At 59.2% G+C, this 23,703-nt stretch carries 18 protein-coding genes, 1 tRNA gene and 1 pseudogene; 9 read left to right on the top strand and 11 right to left on the bottom strand.

What is annotated here, in order from left to right; translation table 11 throughout:
• From AB5Y68_RS04345 to rfbB, 3 genes are all read right to left on the bottom strand, one after another.
• A partial coding sequence (locus tag AB5Y68_RS04345) for a sugar nucleotidyltransferase (RefSeq protein ID WP_368206927.1) occupies positions 1 to 344 on the bottom strand: 344 nt, incomplete at its 3' end.
• Positions 345 to 456: 112 nt separating this feature from the next.
• Positions 457 to 1,344, bottom strand: a complete 888-nt coding sequence (rfbD, locus tag AB5Y68_RS04340) for a dTDP-4-dehydrorhamnose reductase (protein WP_368206926.1) — start codon at positions 1,342 to 1,344, stop codon at positions 457 to 459.
• Positions 1,344 to 2,429 carry a dTDP-glucose 4,6-dehydratase gene (gene rfbB / locus AB5Y68_RS04335; RefSeq protein WP_368206925.1) on the bottom strand — a complete coding sequence of 362 codons (1,086 nt, stop codon included), beginning with the start codon at positions 2,427 to 2,429 and terminating at the stop codon, positions 1,344 to 1,346. The genes rfbD and rfbB overlap by 1 nt, the downstream gene beginning before the upstream one ends.
• 937 nt (positions 2,430 to 3,366) lie before the next feature.
• Between rfbB and AB5Y68_RS04330 the strand changes: the two genes are divergently transcribed.
• Both AB5Y68_RS04330 and AB5Y68_RS04325 read left to right on the top strand, forming a co-directional pair.
• The gene (locus AB5Y68_RS04330) at positions 3,367 to 4,041 is read left to right on the top strand and encodes a response regulator (protein WP_161646571.1); all 675 of its coding nucleotides are present in this window, start codon (positions 3,367 to 3,369) and stop codon (positions 4,039 to 4,041) included.
• Entirely contained in the window at positions 4,041 to 5,423 is a 1,383-nt protein-coding gene (locus tag AB5Y68_RS04325; RefSeq protein ID WP_039041242.1) for an ATP-binding protein, read from the top strand. Before AB5Y68_RS04330 ends, AB5Y68_RS04325 begins: the two co-directional genes overlap by 1 nt.
• Positions 5,424 to 5,793: 370 nt before the next feature.
• Here AB5Y68_RS04325 and glk read toward each other — a convergent pair whose 3' ends face one another.
• Positions 5,794 to 6,762 (bottom strand): glucokinase, encoded by a 969-nt coding sequence (gene glk, locus AB5Y68_RS04320; protein ID WP_039041241.1) that lies wholly within the window; start codon positions 6,760 to 6,762, stop codon positions 5,794 to 5,796.
• A 348-nt stretch (positions 6,763 to 7,110) separates the two neighbouring features.
• Between glk and AB5Y68_RS04315 the strand changes: the two genes are divergently transcribed.
• Both AB5Y68_RS04315 and pyk read left to right on the top strand, forming a co-directional pair.
• Positions 7,111 to 7,965: a MurR/RpiR family transcriptional regulator gene (locus tag AB5Y68_RS04315; RefSeq protein ID WP_029314760.1), complete on the top strand. Its 855-nt coding sequence runs from the start codon at positions 7,111 to 7,113 to the stop codon at positions 7,963 to 7,965.
• 160 nt (positions 7,966 to 8,125) lie between these two features.
• Positions 8,126 to 9,565, top strand: coding sequence for a pyruvate kinase (pyk, locus tag AB5Y68_RS04310; RefSeq protein WP_005324189.1), 1,440 nt, complete (start codon positions 8,126 to 8,128; stop codon positions 9,563 to 9,565).
• 67 nt (positions 9,566 to 9,632) lie between these two features.
• Here pyk and AB5Y68_RS04305 read toward each other — a convergent pair whose 3' ends face one another.
• The 4 genes from AB5Y68_RS04305 to AB5Y68_RS04290 form a co-directional block, all read right to left on the bottom strand.
• Positions 9,633 to 10,676, bottom strand: a complete 1,044-nt coding sequence (locus AB5Y68_RS04305; protein WP_039041239.1) for an efflux RND transporter periplasmic adaptor subunit — start codon at positions 10,674 to 10,676, stop codon at positions 9,633 to 9,635.
• A 15-nt stretch (positions 10,677 to 10,691) separates the two neighbouring features.
• Positions 10,692 to 13,754: an efflux RND transporter permease subunit gene (locus AB5Y68_RS04300; protein ID WP_039041238.1), complete on the bottom strand. Its 3,063-nt coding sequence runs from the start codon at positions 13,752 to 13,754 to the stop codon at positions 10,692 to 10,694.
• Positions 13,755 to 13,915: 161 nt separating this feature from the next.
• Entirely contained in the window at positions 13,916 to 16,240 is a 2,325-nt protein-coding gene (locus tag AB5Y68_RS04295) for an acyl-CoA dehydrogenase (RefSeq protein ID WP_039041237.1), read from the bottom strand.
• A 47-nt stretch (positions 16,241 to 16,287) separates the two neighbouring features.
• Positions 16,288 to 16,941 carry a TetR/AcrR family transcriptional regulator gene (locus AB5Y68_RS04290; RefSeq protein ID WP_005324182.1) on the bottom strand — a complete coding sequence of 218 codons (654 nt, stop codon included), beginning with the start codon at positions 16,939 to 16,941 and terminating at the stop codon, positions 16,288 to 16,290.
• Positions 16,942 to 17,409: 468 nt separating this feature from the next.
• Here AB5Y68_RS04290 and AB5Y68_RS04285 point away from each other — a divergent pair, with 468 nt between their 5' ends.
• Complete coding sequence (locus AB5Y68_RS04285; protein ID WP_039041236.1) at positions 17,410 to 18,150, top strand: phosphatase; 741 nt, start codon at positions 17,410 to 17,412, stop codon at positions 18,148 to 18,150.
• A gap of 87 nt (positions 18,151 to 18,237) precedes the next feature.
• Positions 18,238 to 18,313: transfer RNA gene (locus AB5Y68_RS04280), tRNA-Thr, on the top strand.
• Positions 18,314 to 18,412: 99 nt separating this feature from the next.
• Here AB5Y68_RS04280 and AB5Y68_RS04275 read toward each other — a convergent pair.
• The 3 genes and pseudogenes from AB5Y68_RS04275 to AB5Y68_RS04265 form a co-directional block, all read right to left on the bottom strand.
• Complete coding sequence (locus tag AB5Y68_RS04275) at positions 18,413 to 19,090, bottom strand: DUF4113 domain-containing protein (RefSeq protein ID WP_223918266.1); 678 nt, start codon at positions 19,088 to 19,090, stop codon at positions 18,413 to 18,415.
• Positions 19,091 to 19,493: 403 nt separating this feature from the next.
• Positions 19,494 to 19,869 (bottom strand): annotated as a pseudogene (locus AB5Y68_RS04270) (sigma factor).
• Positions 19,866 to 20,801 carry a LysR family transcriptional regulator gene (locus tag AB5Y68_RS04265; RefSeq protein WP_039041234.1) on the bottom strand — a complete coding sequence of 312 codons (936 nt, stop codon included), beginning with the start codon at positions 20,799 to 20,801 and terminating at the stop codon, positions 19,866 to 19,868. Before AB5Y68_RS04265 ends, AB5Y68_RS04270 begins: the two are co-directional and overlap by 4 nt.
• Before the next feature lie 179 nt (positions 20,802 to 20,980).
• Between AB5Y68_RS04265 and msuE the strand changes: the two genes are divergently transcribed.
• Genes msuE through AB5Y68_RS04250 form a run of 3 tightly spaced genes read left to right on the top strand, consistent with a single transcriptional unit; the run spans position 20,981 to position 23,657 of the window.
• Positions 20,981 to 21,574 (top strand): FMN reductase, encoded by a 594-nt coding sequence (msuE, locus tag AB5Y68_RS04260; protein ID WP_052258931.1) that lies wholly within the window; start codon positions 20,981 to 20,983, stop codon positions 21,572 to 21,574.
• 44 nt (positions 21,575 to 21,618) lie between these two features.
• Positions 21,619 to 22,599, top strand: coding sequence for a DUF1852 domain-containing protein (locus AB5Y68_RS04255; RefSeq protein ID WP_039041232.1), 981 nt, complete (start codon positions 21,619 to 21,621; stop codon positions 22,597 to 22,599).
• 32 nt (positions 22,600 to 22,631) lie between these two features.
• A complete protein-coding gene (locus tag AB5Y68_RS04250; protein ID WP_039041231.1) occupies positions 22,632 to 23,657 on the top strand; it encodes a methionine synthase in 1,026 nt (341 codons plus the stop codon).
• Positions 23,658 to 23,703: the final 46 nt, after the last annotated feature.

Here is a 23,703-nt window from a genome sequence, read left to right as displayed (position 1 = left end):
TAGAAGATGTTGTCCCCCAGCACCAGCGCACAGGGGTCTGACCCGATAAACTCTTCACCCAGAATAAAGGCTTGTGCCAACCCGTCCGGACTTGGCTGCACCTTATACTGCAAATTCAGGCCCCACTGGCTACCGTCACCCAGTAGTTGCTCAAAGCGGGGAGTATCTTGCGGCGTGCTGATGATCAAAATATCGCGAATCCCCGCCAGCATCAGGGTGCTGAGCGGGTAGTAGATCATCGGCTTATCATAGATGGGCAGCAGCTGCTTGCTCACCGCCATGGTCACCGGATAGAGACGGGTGCCAGAACCACCGGCCAGAATAATGCCTTTACGTTTGGTCATGATGCTTGTTTCTTATTTTTAAATTGCAAAAGAAAAAGGTGGCTTGCGGCCACACCTTCCTGTTTTATCCCTGCCAGCCAGGGAGGCAGTCACTACATCTCTGGCCAGTGATTTACTTGCCGAGGATCTCGGTCAACATCCGCTCCACACCGACTGTCCAGTCCGGCAGCACCAGATCGAAGGTGCGCTGGAATTTACCAGTATCAAGGCGGGAGTTATGGGGGCGTTTGGCCGGGGTCGGGAAGGCACTGGTCGGCACCGCATTGAGCTGTGTCACAGCCAGTTCAACGCCGGCTTCTCTGGCTTTGGCAAACACCAGCTGGGCGTAGTCAAACCATGTTGTTGTACCAGAGGCAATCAGATGGTACAGCCCGGCGACCTCGGGTTTGCACTGCGCCACGCGGAGAGCATGGGCAGTGCAATCGGCCAGCAACTCGGCACCGGTCGGAGCGCCGAACTGGTCATTGATGACTGACATCTCGCTACGCTCTTTGCCAAAGCGCAGCATTGTCTTGGCAAAGTTGGCTCCACGGGCGGCGTAGACCCAGCTGGTGCGGAAGATCAGGTGACGAGCGCAGAGAGCCGCCCCCTGTTCCCCTGCCAACTTGGTTTCACCGTAGACGTTGAGCGGTGCAGTTGCATCGGTTTCCACCCAGGGGCGCTCACCGCTGCCATCGAACACATAGTCGGTGGAGTAATGCACCAGCCAGGCACCCAATGCTTCCGCTTCTTTGGCGATCGCCGCCACACTGGTCGCGTTGAGCAGCTCGGCAAATTCCCGCTCACTCTCCGCCTTGTCGACTGCGGTGTGGGCTGCGGCGTTGACAATCACGTCCGGCTTGACAAGACGTACCGTGTCGGCCACCCCTGCCGGGTTGCTGAAATCGCCACAATAATCGGTGGAGTCAAAATCAACGGCAGTGATGTGGCCCAGCGGTGCGAGTGCACGCTGCAGCTCCCAACCGACCTGACCGTTTTTGCCAAACAGCAGAATATGCATCAGGCACGCTCCCCGTAATTCTGCTCAATCCAGGATTGGTAGGCACCGCTCTTGACGTTGTTGACCCACTGTTGGTTATCCAGATACCACTGCACAGTTTTGCGAATGCCAGATTCGAAAGTTTCTTGCGGCTGCCATGCGAGCTCACTGCTCATCTTGCTGGCATCGATGGCATAACGGCGATCATGGCCAGGGCGATCCGCCACATAGGTGATTTGCTCACGATAAGAGCCCGCCTTCGGCACCATCTCGTCCAGCAGATCGCAGATGGTGTGTACCACCTCCAGATTCTGCTTCTCGTTATGACCGCCGATGTTGTAGGTCTCCCCGACCAAGCCCGTGGTCACCACCTTGTAGAGCGCGCGTGCGTGGTCTTCCACATAGAGCCAATCGCGAATTTGGTCGCCCTTGCCATAGACCGGCAGCGGCTTGCCATCCAACGCATTGAGGATCACCAACGGGATCAGTTTCTCGGGGAAGTGGTACGGGCCGTAGTTGTTCGAGCAGTTGGTGACGATGGTGGGCATGCCGTAGGTACGGCGCCAGGCGCGCACCAGATGGTCACTGGAAGCCTTGGAGGCAGAATAGGGGCTGCTGGGGGCGTAGGACGTCGTTTCAGTGAAGAGTGGCAAGGGTTCACCAGCAGACGCTTCATCCGGATGTGGCAGATCGCCATACACCTCGTCGGTGGAAATATGGTGGAAGCGGAAGGCCGTCTTGCGCGCCTCGTCCAGACCGTTCCAATAGGCGCGGGCCGCTTCCAGCATCATATAGGTGCCGACGATATTGGTCTCGATGAAGTCGGCGGGGCCTGTGATAGAGCGATCAACGTGACTCTCGGCGGCCAAGTGCATCACGGCATCCGGTTGATGGGTAGCAAACACCCGATCCAGTTCGACGCGGCTGCAGATGTCGACCTGCTCGAACGCGTAACGATCGCTGCCCGAGACCTCAGCCAGGGATTCCAGGTTGCCTGCATAGGTCAGCTTGTCGAGGTTGACAACTGAGTCTTGGGTATGCTGGATGATATGGCGAACAACGGCTGAACCGATAAAGCCGGCACCACCAGTCACAAGGATCTTCATTGAAAGGTTCCCGATTTCAAGATAACGAAATGACAAGACATTGTTTGACGCTTGCGTAGAAGATTTTCACGGTAGGTTTGCGAAGCGCCTACACTGATGACTAAATCGTCTAGCACACAGATATATCACTGAAACTAAGCTTGGTTAATTTTTCTGCATAAATTCTAGCGATACGACTTGTAAATAATTCTTATTTGATAAACTTGGTGGGGAGGGTAATTATGAAAAAGATGACATAGTCAACAAAGTGAAACGCTACCGCCCTTGAGTTACAGCTCCCAATATGCTGATTTTAACCTTCTTGTCCGTGCTGTTGGCCATCAGATCCTCCAGCTTCTTGTTTTGATTGATGTTTAACAATTCTTAAGCATTCCATTACCTTACTAGGCTGTCCGGAACCTACATTGCTCACATCTTGGGCTTTTTGCGCCCTAAACCCGATCGCGGGTCAGATTCTATCTTGTTTAACCCAAGGGTGAATAGTCAAAAGGTGCAAAAGGCCCTCGATAGGGTAAGGATTCAACAGCATTTCCATTAACCTACTGACTTCAATGTCACCAGTATTTTTACTGATAATCCTCTAGTGACACCTTTCGATGAAGAATAGAAAAAATATGTCTGTCAGTGTGCTCTTATCACCTCATTCGTGGGCATCAGATTGTTAGGATAGCGCCAAGAGATCAAGAGTGTGCTCTTCTGTTGACCCATTCACGTACCTTACTGCCCCTCCACTGCGATCATAACGGTCGCATTCTGCTGTGACCGTATGTAAATCGCTTCGTGTCACAGAGTTTTGACATCTTATTAAACACTCTATTGAGGAGTTCAGTCTGGGATGATTCAGTTCCGATACAGCGGGGTCAGGTAGGATCCGGATTGACTCTCCCCCTTGTTGACCCTCTAATTGGCAGCCTGGACCCTCATCATCATGCATCTTATGAAAATCCTACTAGTTGAAGACGACAAGCTGCTCAATCACCACCTCTCCACCCTGTTGACCGAGGCCCAGAACCAGGTTTACAGCACGGACAAAGCCCAGGTGGCACTGCACTATGCGGCCGACTACCCCATCGATGTCGCCATCATCGATCTGGGCCTGCCTGACATGGATGGCCTTCAACTCATCACACGCCTGCGCGAGCAGCAGATCCCCTTTCCCATCATTGTGCTGACGGCCAGAGGCAACTGGCAGGACAAGGTGGAAGGACTGGAGGCCGGGGCGGACGACTACCTGGTCAAACCCTTCCAGAAGGACGAGCTGCTGGCCCGCCTCAATGCGCTGGTACGCCGCAGCGCCGGCTTCATCTCCCCCAGAGTGAAGGCGGGTGACTACGAGCTGGATCTCTCCCGCAAGGAGCTGACCATCGCCGGCGAGGTCACCGTGTTGACCAGTTTCGAATATCTGATCCTGGAATACCTGATGCGAAATGCCCGTCAGGTGGTCTCCAAACAGCAGTTGCTGGATCAGCTCTATGGGGATGGTGAAGGGGATCCCAACACCATCGAGGTGATGGTGAGCCGGCTTCGCAAAAAACTGGATCCGGAAGGGAGCATCCAGCCCATCTCCACCATCCGCCGCCAGGGCTACATCTTCAACCTCGCCTGTAGCTGATGCGCCTTGCCATGTTGCATCCCTTGGCCCTGATCCGCCGCTCCCTGCACCTCAAGCTGATGCTGAGTGCCATGCTGGTCATCGCGCTCATCATGGCCTTCTCCGTCTACATCCTTTACCTCGGCCATGCCGAGGAGCAGGCCCAGAAAGCCAGTGTCCGCATGCAGGAGAACCTCTCCAAGCTGTTCTCGTCCAAGCAGCCGGAGCCCCACGCAATGACGGATCTTGGCAAGCTCACCCCGGATGCCATCGACCCCAATCTCGACACCCTGATCTGCCGCGCCGACGGGGCGCTGAGCTGGTCCAGCCTGCACATGCCGGAGGTGGTCTCCATCAAGGAGACCATCTGCCGGGATCTGATGAGATACCTGGGGGGATTGGATCAGGACTATTTCTTCAAGCTGCATACCATCAAGAACGGCGAGAGCTACTTCATCTACAGCCTGCGTTTCCTGCGCAATCATGGCGCCGGCCCCACCACCTACTACGTGGTGATGGTCGATTCCGCCCGGCGCTATCAGGCCCAGACCCGCGATTACCTCTACCGCTGCATTCGCCAGGCGCTGCTCGCCTACTGTCTGCTGGGCGCCCTGTTGCTGCTCACCAGTTTTTGGAGCCTCTCCTCCCTGCGTACCATGGCACGCCAGATTGACGAGATCCGCGCCGGTACGCGAGAGGCATTGTCAAACGACTACGAGCGCGAACTGACTCCCCTGACAAGCTCGGTCAACCAGTTGCTGGAGAACGAACGCCAGCAGACCCAGCGCTACTCACACGCCCTCAACGATCTCGCTCACAGCCTGAAAACCCGGCTGGCGCTCATCCAGATCACCGCCCAGGAGCTCAAGCTCGGCCACGACATCCATGACAACATCAATGAACAGATCACCACCATGGATCAGATCATCCAGTACCAGTTGCGCCGCGCCGTCACCGGACGAAAGCGCCTCGCGAGCAAGGGCACCGAGCCGGTTCCCCTCATCGAGAAGCTGCTGGCCAGTCTCGCCAAGGTCTATCGCCACAAGAAGCTGCAGACCGGCTTCCAGTTTGACGACGATGTCTTCTTCCACGGCGAGCAGGGCGATCTGATGGAGCTGATGGGCAACCTGCTGGACAACGCCTGCAAGTTCGCCATCAGCGAGATCCGGGTTCATGTCCGCCACCGGGAGAGCGGCCTGCTCATCGTGGTGGAAGACGACGGCCCCGGCATCGCCCCCGGCAAATCGCAGCAGATCTTCCAGCGCGGCGTGCGGGCTGACAGCTCCCCCGGCCAGGGGATTGGCCTCGCCGTGGTGACCGAAATCGTGCACAGCTACGGCGGCGAGATCCGGGTGGATGACTCCCCGCTCGGCGGCGCGAGATTCCACATCACCCTCCCCTGACAGCGCAGGGGCCAAGTACTGGCCCCTGCCGCATTCGGGCATTGCCATCCCGGTGCTGGCCCTGTCTCACACCTCACTCCTTATGCCTCGACCAGGCCAAGCACATGGCAGCGAGGCTGACGAGCTTGCGCCCCCATCAGAAGCTGGCCTGCCGCTCCCCTCAGCCCCCATGCTCGCGCAGAAACGGCAGGCATAAAAAAACCGGCCGCGAGGGCCGGTAAAACAGTTCAGGCTTGTCAGGTGACAATGCGCACCCAGCGGATGAAGACCGGTTTCAATTCCCTATGAAGCCCCGTCCTCTTGAGTACGTAGGTTCACTTTACGCCCCGGTCACTGAATCGGGACTGAACCATGTTCACCCTGGCAAGGCTCAGAGACGGATCCCGAGGGACTGGCGCAGATAAGCTCCCGCCCCGAGCAGCCCCGGCCCTTCATGGGTGATGAGGAAGACCGGAATGTCTTTGAGATAAGGCTTGAAGCGCCCCTTGTCCTCGAAGGCGACCCGAAAGCCCGATCCGATGAAGAACTCCTGAAAGCGCGGCACTATGCCACCGGCGATGTAGACACCACCGAAGGTGCCCATGTTGAGGGCCAGGTTGCCGGCAAAGCGGCCCATGAGCACGCAGAACAGGCTCAAGGTGCGACGGCAATCGAGGCAATCCCCCGCCAGCGCGCGCTCGGTGATGTCCTTGGGGGCAAAGGGTTCGGGCTCGCGGCCATCGGATTTGACCAGGCCGCGATAGAGATTGACGAGCCCGGGGCCCGAGAGGAAACGCTCCGCCGACACATGGCCCAGCTCGCCGCGCATCACCTGCAGCACCGCATCTTCCTCTTCCGTGTTGGCGGCGAAGTCCACGTGACCGCCCTCACCCGGCAGGCTCAGCCACTGCTCACCGGCCTGCACCAGGTGGGCAACGCCAAGGCCGGTCCCTGCGCCATAGATGGCGATGGGCTTGCCGGCTACCGGAGCCGCGCCCCCGAGCTGGATGCGATCGCTCTCGCCGAGCACGGGCACCGCCATGGAGACGGCAGTGAAATCGTTGATCACCTGCAGGCGTGCCAGGCCGAGGTTGGCCTGCATCTCGCGGATGGAGAACTCCCAGCTGTGGTTGGTCATGGCGACCCAGTCACCATTGATGGGACAGGCGATGGCGATGCACGCCTCGCCCACGGTGGCATCGTGCTCTTCGAGATAGAGGCGCACCACGGCCTCCAGGCTGGGATGGGCCAGCCCCGAATAGGTTTTTGCCTGGGAAATGGCGCCCGTCGCCAGTTCGCAGAGGGCCAGCCGGGCATTGGTACCGCCAACGTCGCCCACCAGCGCATGGGTATGCTGCATAACAAACTCCTTCGTTACCGACTCGGGGCGGCCCTTACCGTCCCGACATTATTATTTGGCTGCAATACTACTCGAGCCCGCAGCCGGGCTGCGCGATTTATGCAGACAAGTGTGCGCCCGCTCACAGTGTTGTTGCTTTGCAACATTTGTAAGCGTTTTCAAGACGCAAATGGAAGTTTGCAACTAAAAACACGAAATAATTAGACATGAGTCATACTTTGCAGGGCCGAGATTAGTTCCGATAAGCGCTTGTCTTGTATAGTCATCGCGGAGACTGGAAACCTGCTTGAGCTGTGAATTTAGTGCACAGACACTGAAGTTAAATTACAAAAATGCCTGGTGGTAATGATGAATACCCTCGATAAAATTACGAACAATCTGGAAAGTTTCAGTAAATCAGAGCGTAAGGTGGCTGAAGTGATCTTGGCCTCACCCCAGACCGCCATTCACTCCAGCATTGCTACCCTGGCCAAGCTGGCCGATGTGAGCGAACCGACCGTCAACCGTTTCTGCCGTCGCCTCGATACCAAGGGTTTTCCCGATTTCAAGCTGCACCTGGCCCAGAGCCTGGCCAACGGCACCCCTTATGTGAACCGCCATGTGGAAGCGGAAGACGGCCCGGATACCTATACCGCCAAGATCTTCGAATCCACCATGGCCTGCCTCGATGCCGCCAAGAACAGCCTGGACATCTCGGCCATCAACCGCTGCGTCGATATTCTGACCCAGTCCAAGAAGATCAGCTTCTTTGGTCTGGGCGCCTCCTCCGCCGTCGCCCGGGATGCCCAGAACAAGTTCTTCCGCTTCAATATCCCCGTGGTGAGCTTCGATGACATCGTCATGATGCGCATGAGCTGCATCAACAGCAGCGAAGGGGACGTGGTGGTCCTCATCTCCCACACCGGCCGCACCAAGGCCCTGGTGGAAATTGCCGCGCTGGCCCGGGAAAACGATGCCACCGTCATCGGCATGACCGCCAAGGACTCTCCCCTGGCCCGCGAATGCAACCTGGTGCTCTCCATGGACGTGCCGGAAGACACCGACGTCTACATGCCCATGGCCTCGCGCATCGCCCAGCTCGCCCTGGTGGACGTGCTGGCCACCGGTTTCACCCTGCGCCGTGGCATGAAATTTCGCGAAAACCTGAAGAAAGTCAAAGAAGGTTTGCGCGAATCCCGCTTTGATACCCCGCACTCCTCCTGATCATTCGGGGGTCCGCCCCCGACTGTCTATGCCAACGGGCTTGGTGTAGTATCGAAATTCAATCAAACAAGGCCACCCAGATGGCCTGCCAGTTGGCGCCATGCCACATGCTTGACGGGGCAGTATTTCAAGTCATATCAACTTCACATTGGAGTCTTTCATGCCAAGACGTACAAAGATTGTTACCACACTCGGTCCGGCGACCGATCGCGACGGCATTCTCGAGGGGATCATTCGCGCCGGTGCCGACATGGTGCGGATGAACTTCTCCCACGGCACTCCTGAAGATCATATCCAGCGCGCCAACCAGGTGCGTGACATCGCCGCCAAGCTGGGTCGCCACGTGGCCATCATGGGCGATCTGCAAGGCCCCAAGATCCGCGTCTCCACCTTCAAGGATGGCAAGATCTACCTCGCCATCGGTGACAAGTTCATTCTCGACGCCGCCCTCGGCAAGGGAGAAGGCTGCCAGGAACAGGTTGGCATCGACTACAAGAGCCTGCCGCAGGACGTGGTATCCGGTGACATCCTGCTGCTGGACGATGGCCGCGTGCAACTGAAGGTCGAGCAGGTCGAAGGCACCCGCATCCACACCACGGTGACCGTGGCCGGCCCTCTCTCCAACAACAAGGGCATCAACAAGAAGGGTGGCGGCCTCTCTGCCCCGGCACTGACCGAGAAGGACAAGGAAGACATCAAGACCGCCGCCCGCATGAACGTGGACTACCTGGCGGTCTCCTTCCCCCGCAGCGGCGATGATTTGCGCTACGCCCGCGAGCTGGCCCGCGAAGCTGGCTCCAACGCCAAGATCGTGGCCAAGGTCGAGCGCGCCGAGACCGTCGCCAGCGACGAGGCGATGGAAGACATCATCCTCGGCTCCGATGCCGTCATGGTGGCCCGTGGCGATCTCGGCGTCGAAATCGGCGACCCCGAACTGGTGGGTGTGCAGAAGAAGCTCATTCGCCACTCCCGCCGCCTGAATCGCGTGGTCATCACCGCGACCCAGATGATGGAGTCCATGATCAACGCGCCGCTCCCGACCCGTGCCGAAGTCATGGACGTGGCCAACGCCGTGCTGGATGGTACCGATGCGGTGATGCTCTCCGCCGAGACCGCCGCCGGCCAGTTCCCCATCGAGACCGTGACCTCCATGGCCAGCGTCTGTGTGGGCGCCGAGAAGCACCCGAGCCTGAACGTCTCCAACCACCGCATGAACTACACCTTCACCTCGGTGGAAGAGGCGGTGGCCATGTCCACCATGTATGCGGCCAACCACCTGGAAGGGGTCAAGGCGATCGTGGCGCTGACCGAGTCGGGCACCACCCCGCTGCTGATGTCCCGCATCAGCTCCGGCCTGCCCATCTTCGCCATGTCTCCTCACAACAAGACCCTGGCCTGGGCCAACCTCTACCGCGGCGTCACTCCCGTGCTGTTTGATGGCGACGAGACCAAGCCGGTCTACGAGGTGTGCCGCGACGCGCTGGACGTGCTCAAGGCCAAGGGACTGCTGCAAAGCGGCGACATGGTATTGCTCACCCACGGCGACAAGATGGAGACCGTCGGCAGCACCAACACCTGCAAGGTGATGATGGTCGAGTAATCGCCCCTTCTCCCTGCAACAAAAACGGCTCCCGCGGGAGCCGTTTTTTTATGGGATCTGCCCAGGTTCAACCGCGAAACAGCTCCACCTTGTCTCCATCCTGCAGGCTGCCGGCGCCGCGCACCACCACCTTGTCTCCCTGCTTGAGAGCGCCGCTCACCGCCACTGACCGGCTGTCCCCAAAGAGCACGGTGACCGGCACCCGGTTCACCGTGAGCGCCTCGCCGCGCTGCTCCACCTGATAGACCACGCTTCCCTCGGTGCCGAGCACCAGGGCATCCCGTGGCAGCAGCATGGTGTGCTGCTCTCCCATCGGCAGCGCCACCCGCACCGGCGAGCCGATGATGAAGGTGCCTACTTCCGGCTTGAGGCGCAGCTCGATGAGCCGGGACTTGGGATCGGCGCTCGCCGCCCGCTGGTAATAGATGGCGTGGCTGCTGAGCTGCTCCCCTTCCACCCGCAACCGGGTCTGGGTGACCAGTTGCCGGGCCCAGGCGATAGGCGCACGCAACCGGATGTCCGGCTGGTCCGGATTGACCAGCTCAAGCGCCTGTTCGCCCGCATCCACATGCTCCCCCGGCTGGATGAAGTGTTCATTCACCACTCCGTCAAACGGGGCAAAGATGCGGCTTCTGCGCAGCTGCTCCTCAATCTGGCGCACCTGCACCCGCGCCAGCTGCTCGGCCAGCTCAGCCTGCTCCACGTCATAGCGCGCCTTGTCATACTGGCTCTGGGAGGCACTCTTTTGCTGGTGCAAACGATCCAGGCGCTGGAACTCGGCGCGAGCGTAACGCAGGTTGCTCCCCTCTCTGGCTTGTTCCGCCCTCGCCTGCTCCAGCGAGAGGCGCAGAGTCGCGCTGTCCAGGCGCAGCAACTCGTCCCCCGCCTTCACCCGGCTGCCAAACTCGGCTATCCACTCCACCCGACCGCTCACTTCGGCGCTGAGTGCCGCCTGCTGGCGGCTCGCCACCGTGCCGCTGACCCAGATGCTGGCCCCCGCCTCTCCCTGGGCCACCTCCGCCAGCGTCACCATCTTGCTTTGTGCAAGCGCAGGCAGCCCGCCAGCCAGCAGCAGAGCCCCCACCACTATCCTTGTGAAACCTTGTGTCATCGATGAGCTCCTTGCTCAGGCACGCTGCCGAAGGGCGTGCGGTATGTCGGTCTGCTCCCCCAACCGCAGGAAGGCGGGCAACAGGATCAGGGTGAAGAGGGTGCTGCAACTCATGCCGCCGACGATGACGGTGGCCAGCCCCCGGTAGATTTCGCTCCCCTCGCTCGGACTCAACATCAGAGGCAGCATGCCGAAAATGCTGGTGAGGCTGGTCATGGCGATGGGACGCATCCGGCTTTGCAGAGCATCGGTGACTGCCGACTGTCGGCTCATCCCCTCCCGCTCGGCCATCCTGGTCTGGTGCACCAGCAGAATGGCGTTGTTGACCACCAACCCGAGCAGGATGACGAAGCCGATGATGGTGAGCAAGTCCATCGGCAGCGGCGCCACCAGACCGCTCAGGTGCAGCGCCAGCACGCCGCCTACGGTGGCGAGCGGCAAGGTGAGCAGCACCAGCACGGCATCCTTGAGGGAGGCGAAGACCCCCCACAACAGAATGAGCAGTATCATCACGGCGAACAGGAAGATGCTGCCGAGGTTGCCGAGCGCCTGCTGCAGGCTGTCGGCATTGCCGGCGACCCGCAGCTCCCCCCCGGCCGGCAGCAACAGCCGGATGGCGGCAAAGCTCTTGTGCTGCAGGGTGTCGAGCACCTGCTCCATGCTCATCCCCGCCGGGGGCGATATCTGCAGGCTGATGCTGCGCCGCCCATCGGATCGGAAGATGCTCTCAGGCCCGAGTTGCGGCTCCACCCGCAGCAGTTCCCCAAGGGGAACGATGCGCCCGGACGGGGTAGCAAGCGGCACCGCCTTGAGCTCGTCCGGGTTGGCGGAGGCCTGCCCCATCAGCAGGATGTCGAGCCGCTCATCCCCGTCGAAATATTCGCCGACCCGCAGGCCATCGCCAAAGGTCTGGATGATGGCGGGCATGGGGGAGCGATCCCAGCCCACCTCGGCCAGGCGCCTGTCCTGGGGCACCAGCCGAAGCTCGGGAGCGGTGAAATCGAGTCCGGGTTCTGGCCTGACCTGGGCGCCGGGCAAGTCCCGCTGTACTATGGTCATGCTTTCCCTGGCCGCCTGATAGAGTTCGGGCAGCCCACCCCCCTGGATCAGCAGGGAGATGCTGTTTTCACTGTCAAAACCGCCAAACAGGGACCCCTGACCGCCAAACACCCGGGTGTCGGGAATGCCCACCAGCAACTGCTTCATCAAGAGTTGCTCCAGCACCTTGATCTGGCTCTCCTCCTTTGGCCGCACCCCGATCTGGGCACCGCCCGGATAGCGCAGGATGTAGTAGTTCTTGAGGACAGGATCCTTCTCCCCTTTCATATAGGGGTCGAGGCGGGCAATCAGGGTATCGATCACCTCCTCCCGCTGGGCCTTGAGATTGACCCCCGGGGTGAAACTCATCCAGACATCGATGGCGTCCCGCTTCACATCCGGCAGGTAGTTCATCTTGGGCAACATCAACCAGCTCGCCAGCACAGGCCCCGTCATCATCAGGACGATGATGGCCCAGCGCCTGGGGGCGGTGGCCGTCCAGCGGATCACATGGCGGGTGGCGCGGCACCACAGGCGCTCAAAGGGATCAATCAGCCGCTCGTGCCCCATCCAGCGCGCCGCCACCGCAGGCAACACCGTGACCGCCACCACCATGGAGACCGTCACCGCGCAGGCGATGGTGAGCGCAAGATCGGCAAACAACTGCCCTTCCACGTCGTTGAGCAGGAGCACCGGCAGGAAGATGGCGACCGTGGTCAGGGTGGACGCCACCAGAGCGGTCCACACCCGGCGGGTGCCCTCCAGCGCCGCCTCTCCCTTGCTGATGTCACCCCGCTCATGGCGCCGGTAGATGCTCTCCAGCACAACGATGGCGGCGTCGAGCACCATGCCGACCGCAAACGCAATGCCCGCCAGGGAGATGATATTGAGGGTCCGCCCCATCACCTTGAGCAGGCAGAAGGTGAGCATGATGCTGATGGGGATGGCGATCGCGATCATCAGGGTCGCCTTGAGCTGGCGCAGAAAGACCCAGAGGATGGCGCAGGAGAGCAGCACCCCGAGCCCCAGGTTGGCGGTCACCATGCTCACCGCCCGGTTGATGTAGAGGGAAGCGTCAAACGACTGCTCCATGTGCAGGCCAACCGGCTCCAGCACCTCCCGGTTGAGCTCCCCGACCTTGGCCTTGATCCCCTCGAGCGCTGCCAGGGCATTGGCACCGCTCTCCTTGAAGATCTGCGCCGCAATGGCGGTGTTGCCGTTCTGGATGCGCAGCACCGGGTTCTCCTCCCGGGCCACTCTGATCTCGGCAACGTCCCGCAGATAGATGGGCAGGCCGTCACGCCAGTCCACCACCTTGTCCCCCAGGGCCGCCACGTCATAGCGACCGGCAAAGCGCAGCTTGTACTCCCAGCGTCCGATGTCGAGGGTCCCGGCCGACACATCCCAGCCCGTCGTTGCCCGGCTGGCGAGCACCGGGATCTCCACCCCAAGCTCGGCGGCGCGGTAAGGGTCGAAGTGGATCTGGATCTGGCGCTCGTTGATCCCCTCGATGTCGACCGTGGACACCCCGGGGATCCGCTCCAGCTCGGGCTTGACCCTCGCCTCGATCAGCGCCTGGTGATCGTCTATCTCCCCCTTGGCGCCGGGCAGTTGCTGGATGAAGAAGAAGGTCAGGGTGTCGTTGCTGCTGTAGTTGTTGACGTAAGGACCACCGATGTTGTCCGGCAGCCCCGAGACCCGGTTCAGGCGGGAGATGACGTCAAGCTGGGCCCGCTGCATGTCGGTGCCGAGAGCAAACTCCATGTCGATTTCGGTGAAGCCGGGGTAGCTGTTGCTGCTGAGACTCTTGAGCCCCTGTACCCCCTGCATCTCCTGCTCGATGGGATCGGTTATCTCCGACTCCATCTCCTGGGGCGAGGCCGAGCGCCAGTCCACCGTGATGTTGAGGTGAGGACGGTCTATGTCGGGAAACAGCTGGACGGGCAGTCCCCGGATGCTGAGCAGGCCCAGCAAAAAAATCAGCACGACCGAGACCGCCACCCAGATGGGGCGTTCGATCGCCGTTTTGGCGAGGTTCATTCACTCTTCCTGAGTTGTTGTTATCGGCCATTCCGATGGCCTTGCTTCCTGCCCCAAGGGTGGGGGCCATTGCATTAAACTGGAATTAATCGACCTTGTAAATGCCTGGTTAAACAACAAAAAACCGGCCACTAGGGCCGGTTGTCGGTTTACGCTCGGGGTCAGGCTGCATGCTCGATCGGGTTCGGTTGAGACAATCCTTCCAACTCGCCAGGAGCGAAGTTGTCCACCTGGATAGCCTCGTAGCGCAAGGCATCGGCGGCCAGCAGCTTGTCCGCCTCCTCCTTGCCGAGGATGGACTGGGACAGGGCCGCAGCCACCAGCTCAGGCAGCGCCAGCTTGCGGGGCAGTCTGCCCTCTTTCTGGGCCTGCACCAGCTTCTTCTCGATGGGCTGCACCGAGACCATGGCCTGGAAGGCACGCTCCATCAGCCCCACCGGATCCGCCTCGTCCTTGCCCACATAGCAGAGCGCGGTCAGACGATCCCGGAACTCGCCCGGCGTCATCATGGCCAGACAGATTGCATGGCAGCGATCGTCCGCCGGCATCTTGTAACCGACGCCGAACGGGAACACCACCCGCTTGAGTACGGCACCCACCACCTTGTTCGGGAAGTTCTGGAAGAAGCCCTCGAACGCCTTGCCAATCAGGTAGAGGTTGCGCTCCACCGCGTACTGGACGAACGGCAGGTCAGAGACCATGCGGCCCTGATCCTCGTAATGCTTGAGGGTGGCGGAGGCCAGGTAGAGGTGGCTCAGTACGTCACCCAGACGGGCGGAGATCATCTCCTTGCGCTTGAGATCGCCACCCAGCATCAGCATGGAGACGTCGGCGCACAGGGCAAGCCCCTTGCTCATGCGAGAGAGCTGCTTGTAGTAGCGGGCGGTTTCGCCAGCCACCGGGGCGCTGTTGAACTGGCCCAGGGTCAGCCCCTGGAACAGGGCACCGAAGAAGTTGCCGGTACCGAAGGCGATGTGTTTCATCAACAGGGCGTCAAACTTCTCGAGACCGCGCTCCACATCGGTGTCGGCCGCCGCTTCCAGCTCTGCAAACACATACGGATGGCAGCGGGTGGCCCCTTGCCCGAAGATCATCAGGTTGCGGGTCAGGATGTTGGCCCCTTCCACCGTGATGGCCACCGGAATGCCCATGTAGGCGTAGCCGGTGTAGTTTTTCGGGCCCAGCTGGATGGCACGACCGGCGTGGATGTCCATGGAGTCATCCATCACCTGGCGGGCCATCTCGGTCATGTGGTACTTGGAGATCGCGGTGACGATGGCCGGTGCCTGACCCAAATCCAGGGAACCTGCGGTCATGCGACGAGCCCCTTCCAGCTGATAGGTGAGGCCGCCAATGCGGGCCAGCGCTTCTTGCACCCCTTCAAACTTGCCGATGGACATGCCGAACTGCTTGCGCACATAGGAGTAGGCGCCCACGGTGCGGCTCGCCATGTGACCGCAGGCGGTGCCAAGGGCTGGCAGCGAGATGCCGCGACCGGCGGAGAGGCACTCCACCAGCATGCGCCAGCCGCGGCCGGCGTAATCTGGGCCACCGATGATCCAGTCGAGCGGAATGAACACATCCTTACCGAAGGTCGGGCCATTCAGGAACGCCAACCCCATGGGGTAGTGGCGATCGCCGACGCGCACGCCAGGGTGACTTGTCGGGATCAGCGCACAGGTGATGCCGATCTCTTCCTTGTCACCCAGCAGTTTTTCCGGGTCATAGAGCTTGAACGCCAGCCCCAGCACGGTGGCGCGCGGCGCCAGGGTGATGTAGCGCTTGTTCCAGTTCAGGCGAATGCCCAGCACCTCTTCCCCCTTGTGCATCCCCTTGCAGACGATCCCCTTGTCCGGGATGGCGCCCGCATCGGAGCCCGCTTCCGGCCCGGTCAGGGCGAAGCAGGGCACCTCCTTGCCGTTGGCCAGCCCCGGCAGCCAGAAATCTTTCTGGGCCTGGGTGCCGTAGTGCATCAGCAGCTCACCCGGGCCGAGGGAGTTGGGCACCATGACGGTGACCGCGACGCTCAGGCTCTTGGTGGCGATACGGGTGACGATGGTGGAGTTGGCAATCGCCGAGAACTCGCGGCCGCCGTAGGATTTCGGGATGATCAAGGAGAAGAAGCCTTCCTTCTTCAGATAGTCCCACACCGGCTCCGGCAGGTCCTTGGTCTCGTTGACGATCTTGAAGTCGTCCACCATGGCGAGCAGGGTTTCGACCTGGTTGTCGATAAAGGCCTGCTCTTCTGCGCTCAGCTCGGCCTTGCCGTAGCCGTGCAGTTTCTTCCAGTCCGGGTTGCCGCGAAACAGCTCCCCGTCCCACCAGACGGAGCCGGCCTCCATGGCCTCCCGCTCGGTGGCCGACAGGGGCGGCAATATCTTCTTGAAGATGCCGAACACGGGGCGGGTCACCACCTTTTTACGGATGGCGGGGACACCGAGCACCACGGCTATCGCCAGCACCAGCAGGACAAGCAATGTGATCATACCGAAGTTCCTTCTATTTCACTGTTTCCGTTGATTATTGTTAGGTGTTACACGGCCAGGGAGAGCCTGGTCGACTCCACGGGCGCCCCGACACCGGACGCCAGATAAGGAATGACGTTGCGCACCAGCCCTTCCACATCGAGCTGCTGGCCAAAATCGGCCTGGGCGATGTCACGCAGGGCATCCGCAGAGGCCATGGTGAAGACGACGGTGCCCAGGGTGAAGTGCAGGCGCCAGAAGAGATCCGCTGGCGACAAATCCGGATTGGCCTTGGAGATGGCCTGGGTGATCCCGTGCAAGGTCGCCCCATAATGGGTGGTAATAAAGCGGCGCAGGTGGCCCTGACTGTCGATATAGCCGCGCCCCAGCAACTGCATGAAGAGCGCCGGGCCATTCGCCCTGACGGCCGACAGTTTCATCAGGGGTTCGACAAAGCTCTCGAACACCTGCAACAGGGTCAGCTGATCCTGCGCCATCAACGTCTGCAACCGCCCGTCCAGTGCCGGCATGAAGAGGCTCAGATAGCGGTCGAGCACCGCCTGGATAAGCTCCTTCTTGGAGCCGAAGTGATAATTGACCGAAGCCAGGTTCACATCGGCCTCGCTGGTGATCAGACGCAACGAGGTATCGGCGAACCCCCGCTCGGCAAACAGCACCTCGGCGGCATCGAGAATACGGTTCTTGGTATCGATTTTACTCACTGGACACCTCACTTAAACGAATGTTTAAAAAGTACGTTTCACGCCCACCCATGTCAAGAGAATGTGAACAAGTGTTGGCTAAATGTTTTTAATCAAAAAAGAGGGAAGATGGCGGGAACTTCGCGGCGAGACGGCACTCTATATCTATGCCACTGCAATTAAACATTAAGTCTCGCCCAACCTGCGTCATGCTAGTTGGGCATTTTTTTGCCCTGCCGTCACCCGACGCGCCGACAGAGAACCAAAAAAAACCGTCGCAGGGGCGACGGCGGGGAAAACGGGTCTGACCATCCAGTGTCGACCCATCGATGGGTGTTCAGGCTTGCATCGATGTCGCCATCCTCGCAGTGAAACGTCATCAGACTTTGTCAGCACAGACCCAAATTGTGACAAAGTATGGCAACCAGCCACATGGCCCGGCTTCGCCAATCTTGCTATGCTGTCGCCTCATGCCAGAGGGGAGAGAAGATGAAGTATACGGTCGATACCCACACGCACACCGTCGCCAGCACCCACGCCTACAGCACCATTCACGATTACCTGCCCATCGCCAAAGCCAAGGGGATCAAGCTGTTCGCCACCACGGACCATGGCCCGGACATGGCAGATGCCCCGCATTACTGGCATTTCGTCAATCTGCACGTGTTGCCCAGGGTCGTGGACGGGGTCGGCATCCTGCGCGGCATCGAAGCCAACATCAAGAACATCGACGGTGAAATAGACTTCCCCGAGCGCTACGAGTCGCGGCTCGACATGATCATGGCGGGCTTTCACGAACCGGTGTTTCCCCCCTGCGATCAGGCGACCCACACCCAGGCCATGATCAACGCCATTCGAAGCGGTCGGGTCGACATGATAAGCCACCCCGGCAACCCCGCCTTCCCCATCGATATCCAGGCGGTGGTCAAGGCAGCGGCAGAGTATCGAGTGGCGCTGGAGGTCAACAACTCCTCGTTCAGTCACTCCCGTGCAGGCAGTGAAAGCAACTGCCGCGCCATCGTCGAGGCGGCGCGCGATCTGGGTGCCTACCTCACTTTCGGCTCCGACTCCCACGTGGCATTCAGCCTCGGCGACTTTGATCACTGCCATCGGCTGGTCACCGAAGCCAACTTCCCACATGAGCGGATCCTGGCCCGCTCCCCCCGCGCACTGCTCGATTTTCTCGAGAGCCGCGGCCGTGCTCACATCCCGGAGTTCATTGACCTCTGATATGCCTTAACATCATGAGCCAACTCATAAAATCGAGTTGGCTCAATTGACTTGTCCGGCTTTTTTCACGACTCTGAACATCAAGCCGCCGGTATAGCTCAGTTGGTAGAGCAGCGCATTCGTAATGCGAAGGTCGTAGGTTCGACTCCTATTACCGGCACCAAATAAAACAAAAAGTTAGCTTCATTACGAGGCTACCCCTTTGTGCTTTTGGGCTTGTGGTACCACATCGAGCAAACAGCAGAAACATAACTGTATCCACTTACCTAGCCACTGGCAGGTCCTCCCAGCGGGAGATGTAACAGGGGCTCAGGTGCTCTTGGCGCATCATCCAATCGGTGGACCCCGTGCCTTGACTGGCCAAGCCTACGCGTCCCAATCCCTTGGCTTTGATCTGGTCCATCACAGCCATCAGCGCATCAGATTGAGCGGAAGACGGAGCAAACAGATCGGCCTGTTGCTGCCCCTTGGGAGTGAACTCACTCAGCATGACCCCGCCTTTCTGATAACGGTAACCGTCGCGCCAAATCTGCGGTAGCAACACACCCACTTGTTGCAGCAACAACGGGGTGTCATCGCTAGGGCTGACTAGCCGAACGCCAGCCTGCTCACTGTAGTAAGGCGCTCGTTCGTCAAACGGGCTGGTTCGCACTAACAGGTGCACCCGCTGGCAACACATCCCCTCGGCACGCAGCTTATCGGCTGCGCGAGCCATAAATTCTGACAACGCTTGAACCATTTCCCTGCGGTCAGTCACGCGCTCCCCAAAGGAACGGATCGAGAGGATCTGCTGCTTCGCCACCGGTTCAACGGTCAGCTCTGCGCAAGGCAAACCACGTAGCTCCTGTACGATCTGCTCGATCACCACGCAGTATTGGGCGCGTAACCCCTTGGCATCGTTAGCCACAAAGTCAGCCACGTTGTTAATGTCTTGTGCCACCACTTGGCCCCCAAGCGCAGCGCGTCACGCAAGTCAACGACGCCGCCAGTGGCAGGCGCCTTCTTGGCTGCATAGTTGGCTAGCCTGGAAGGGTTGGCCCTTTATGCTGTTTGTGGATGAGCGAGACGGTGGGGCGTCAACGAGCGCAGTCAGCTGTCTCATTGATAACCGGCTTGCAATTGAGACGGTCCAACTGGTGCAGCGAGCCGTATTGGGCCACCAGCCGGTCTATGGCCATCTGGGCACAGGCTGTTCTGCTGGGCTTATTTTCAGGTATTGCATAACGAGCGGTGAGCCAGCCGCTGAGCAGTGCTATCCGGTAGCAACTTGGGATGTGCGTGAGCGACGTCCCTATATCCCTCCCGTGAATGAGGAAAGGCACGTTTGCCCAGTGATGGCCATTTCACACCTCCGATTTGCTTTCAAAATGGTGGGTCACAGCGCCCGCCTCCGGGTTGATGCTGATAAACGCCGGGGCTTGCGGGTTGGGTTGGTGGGTTTGCAGGCTCGAAGTAGTGTGCCTCCAGCGTGCACCGGCGATAAAGGTCGATCAGCTTGCCTTTGGCAATCTGCATCAGGTGGCGACGACACTCCTCCGCCGACGGAATATGCGCTTTCCTGATGAGCTGAAGGTAAATATCTTGCGCCAGATCTGCGGCATCGCAGGTATTGCCCAGCCTGTGCCTTAGCAGCGAGCAGAGCCCGTTATGCCTGAGTGTGTCTATTGATTCAAACCGCCTAGTAGGGGAAGCGGCTTGCGTTCGATTAGGAGGGGTCATTCTTGATCTTTTTGAGGATGAGCAATGAAAGTGGCGTCGGCTATGGCCCGGGCTGGCTGGTGTGCCAGTTCGATGAAGGCGCGCACATAGTCGATATTGGTATCAGCCTCGCGAGTGCCTAAGAAGATCTGTTTGGCTATGCCGTGCGGCCCCAGCCGTAGGGGCACCACCCCCATCCTAACGGCGTACTCGTCGACCAACCAGCGTGGCAAGGCTGCCACGCCACGGCCGCTGGCCACCATCTGCACCATGATGTCGGTGGTTTCTATGGTTTTGTGGCGCTTGGGCGTAACACCCGCCGGTAGCAGGAACTGGTTGTAGATATCTAGGCGCTCGATGTCCACAGGGTAGCTGATCAGTACTTCGCTAGTCAGTTGCTGGGGCTTCACATAGGAGGCTGAAGCCAGGGAGTGGTCTTTGGCTACGACGAGCACCTGTTCATAATCGAACACAGACTCGTAATCAAGGCCCGGTTTGTAGAGCGGGTCGGGGGTTACCAGCAGATCGATCTCGTAGCCAAACAGAGCGCCAATACCGCCAAACTGGAACTTCTGTTTCACGTCCACCTCCACGTCCGGCCAAGCCGTGAGGTAGGGCGAAACCACCTTGAGTAACCATTGGTAGCAAGGGTGGCATTCCATGCCGATGCGCAGCGTGCCACGCTCGCCCTGCGCGAACTGGCTAAGGCGCTCTTCGGCCAGATCAAACTGGGGTAGAACACGGTTGGCCACGGCCAGCAGGTACTGACCTGCCTGCGTCAGACGCAGGCTTCGGCCTTCGCGCAGCCAGACGTCGGTACCCAACTGTTGCTCGAGCTTTTTCATGCTGTGGCTCAAAGCTGACTGAGTGACATTCAGTACCCCCGCGGCGGCTGTCAGCGATCCTTGCTTTTCGACCTGCTGAACGATGTTGAGATGGATGCGCTCAAGCATTCAATGAATTCTACTCATAGATGTGTGAATTAAAACCATTTTAATTCATTGTCTCGGGTCGGCACAATCACCGTCATCAATTCTATGTATTCGTCGGAGCAGCCATGGTCCCGTCTAAAAATTCGAATCTCCCGAACGTCGGGGACGCTAGCCAAGCGGTGTCGTCCTGGTCGACTGATATGAACACCAAACTAACACGTCCACTCCGCGTAGTAGCTGTTTCAGGTGCACTTCAAAGCCCCTCCAAATCTGCAAGTTTGGCACAGTACCTGCTTGACCTGATTGCCGAGCAGGTGCTGTGTCAGCCGAAACTGGTCGATTTGGGGCTGCTAGCACCGCAGCTCACGGGGTCAGTCTGGCGCGCTCAGGTGACGGATGCCGTAGAGCAGGCGCTGGCCGTGGTCGAGGAGGCCGATGTTCTGGTGGTCGCCACCCCAGTTTTCCGTGGCTCGTACACAGGGCTGTTCAAACACTTCTTCGACCTCATAGGACAAGACACCCTGATCGACAAGCCCGTGTTACTAGCCGCTACTGGCGGCAGTCAACGCCACGCGTTGGTGATCGACCATCAGATGCGACCACTGTTCAGTTTTTTCCAGGCACGTACTTTGCCATTAGGTGTCTATGCCACCGACAAGGACTTCGTGGAGCGCGACCTGAGCGACCAGGCATTGATCGAGCGGGCCAGGCTGACGGTTCAACGGGCTTTGCCCTTGCTTGAGCTAACGCGCAATGCCAGACACTCTGCAGCCGAGTGCATGCTAACAGTCTGAAAAACCATCGTCCTTAATTGCAATAATCATTACAGGGAAGCGTCATGAGCCAAGACTTCACATTCAGCCTCAATAGCATCACTTTCGATGAAAGCTATCAACCATTGGACGGAACTCGCCTCACCACAAATTTCGCCAATCTGGCGCGTGGAGAGGGCCGCCAACAAAACTTGCGCAAAACCCTGAAGATGATCAACAACCGTTTCAATGACCTGGCGCATTGGGACAATCCCACGGGTAATCGCTACGCGGTTGAACTCGAGATCATCTCTGTTGAGATGTACAGTGGCATGCAGACCAGCACTGCGTTTCCGCTGATCGAGATCCTGAAGACCCACATCATCGACACGAAGTTGAACCGGCGCATTGATGGCATCGTGGGCAACAATTTCTCGTCGTATGTGCGCGATTACGACTTCAGCGTCGTGCTGCCTGAGTACAATGCTGCACGGGCGGAGTTCAGCATCCCCGACGATTTCGGCGTGCTGCATGGCAAGCTGTTCAAGCTTTTCGTCAACTCCGGCACCTATCAAGAACGATTTAGCAAGCTTCCAGTCATTTGCCTGAGTGCAGCGACCAGCAAAACTTACCAGCGCACGACCAATCATCACCCTATCCTCGGCGTTGAGTACCAGCAAAACGAGCTGTCATCGACCGATCTGTACTTTGCAAAAATGGGGATGCAGGTTCGCTTTTTCATGCCGCCCAAGAGCGTGGCTCCATTGGCTTTCTACTTTTTTGGCGACCTGCTGAGCGACTATACCGATCTCGAACTGATCGGAACCATCAGCACGATGGAAACGTTCCAGAGGATCTACCGCCCCGAGATCTATAACGCCAACTCGGTGGCAGGACAGCTCTATCAACCAAGTCTGAAGTCCGAGGACTACTCGCTGACGCAAATCGTCTATGACCGAGAGGAACGAAGCCAGTTGGCTGTCAAACAGGGCAAGTTCACTGAAGAGTACTTCATCAAACCGCACCAAGACGTCCTTGAACAATGGGTCGCCGAATCCACGTACTGATCTGACCGGCATTTGCCTTGAAGGAACACATTATGTTTGAAACTTCCATCACTGGTAGCCTGCCCAAACCGGCCTGGCTAGCTGAAACCAACAAGCTCTGGCCCCAATGGGCGGCTAAGGGTGATGCACTCCTGCAGGCCAAAGCCGACGCAACTCTGCTATGGATCAAGGCCCAGGAAGACGCTGGGCTGGATATCGTGTGCGATGGAGAGCAATCGCGCCAGCACTTCGTGCATGGCTTTCTGGAACAGGTCGAGGGCATTGACTTCGAGCACAAAGTGAAGATGGGCATCCGTGACAACCGTTACGATGCAATGGTGCCGCAGGTGGTTTCCGACTTGCGCCTGAAGGGCCGCGTACATGCCTTCGAGGCCCAACTGGCTCGAGCGCACACCAAGAAGAAGCTGAAGTTTACCCTGCCTGGCCCGATGACCATCGTCGACACGGTGGCAGACCGCTTCTACGGAGACAAGGCCAAGATGGCCTTTGCTTTCGCCGAATTACTTAACCAGGAGGCCCTGGCACTGCAGGCCGACGGTGTGGACATTATCCAGTTCGACGAGCCAGCCTTCAATGTCTACATGAAGGACGTAGCCGATTGGGGCGTTCGGGCGCTCGAGCGTGCGGCGCAGGGTCTGCACTGTAAGACAGTGGTACACATCTGCTATGGCTACGGTATCCAGGCCAATACTGACTGGAAGAATACCCTGGGCGATGAATGGCGCCAGTACGAGACGGTGTTTCCTGCGCTGGCCAGAAGCAGCATCGACCAGGTGAGTCTGGAATGTATGCACTCGCACGTGCCCCTCGAACTGCTGAAGTTACTGGAGGGCAAGGATGTGCTGGTTGGCGTGATCGATGTGGCCACAGACGTAGTCGAAACGCCCGAAGAAGTGGCTGATGCTATCGGCCAAGCCCTGCAATTCGTGCCAAAGGAGCGGTTATTCCCCTGCACGAACTGCGGCATGGCGCCCATGCCGCGTGACGTGGCTCAGCGCAAGCTACAGGCCTTGGCTGAGGGCACGAAGTTGGCCAAGGAGCGCTTGGCCGCTAAGTAAGCACCAGTTCTGTCCAATAGGGCCCGTGGATGTGAAAGGTCGCGCC

Source organism: Aeromonas sp. R6-1 (assembly GCF_040908165.1).
Lineage (GTDB): Bacteria > Pseudomonadota > Gammaproteobacteria > Enterobacterales > Aeromonadaceae > Aeromonas > Aeromonas caviae.
The sequence above is the reverse complement of the archived record's forward strand: the minus strand, read 5'-3'. Positions and strand labels throughout refer to the sequence as shown.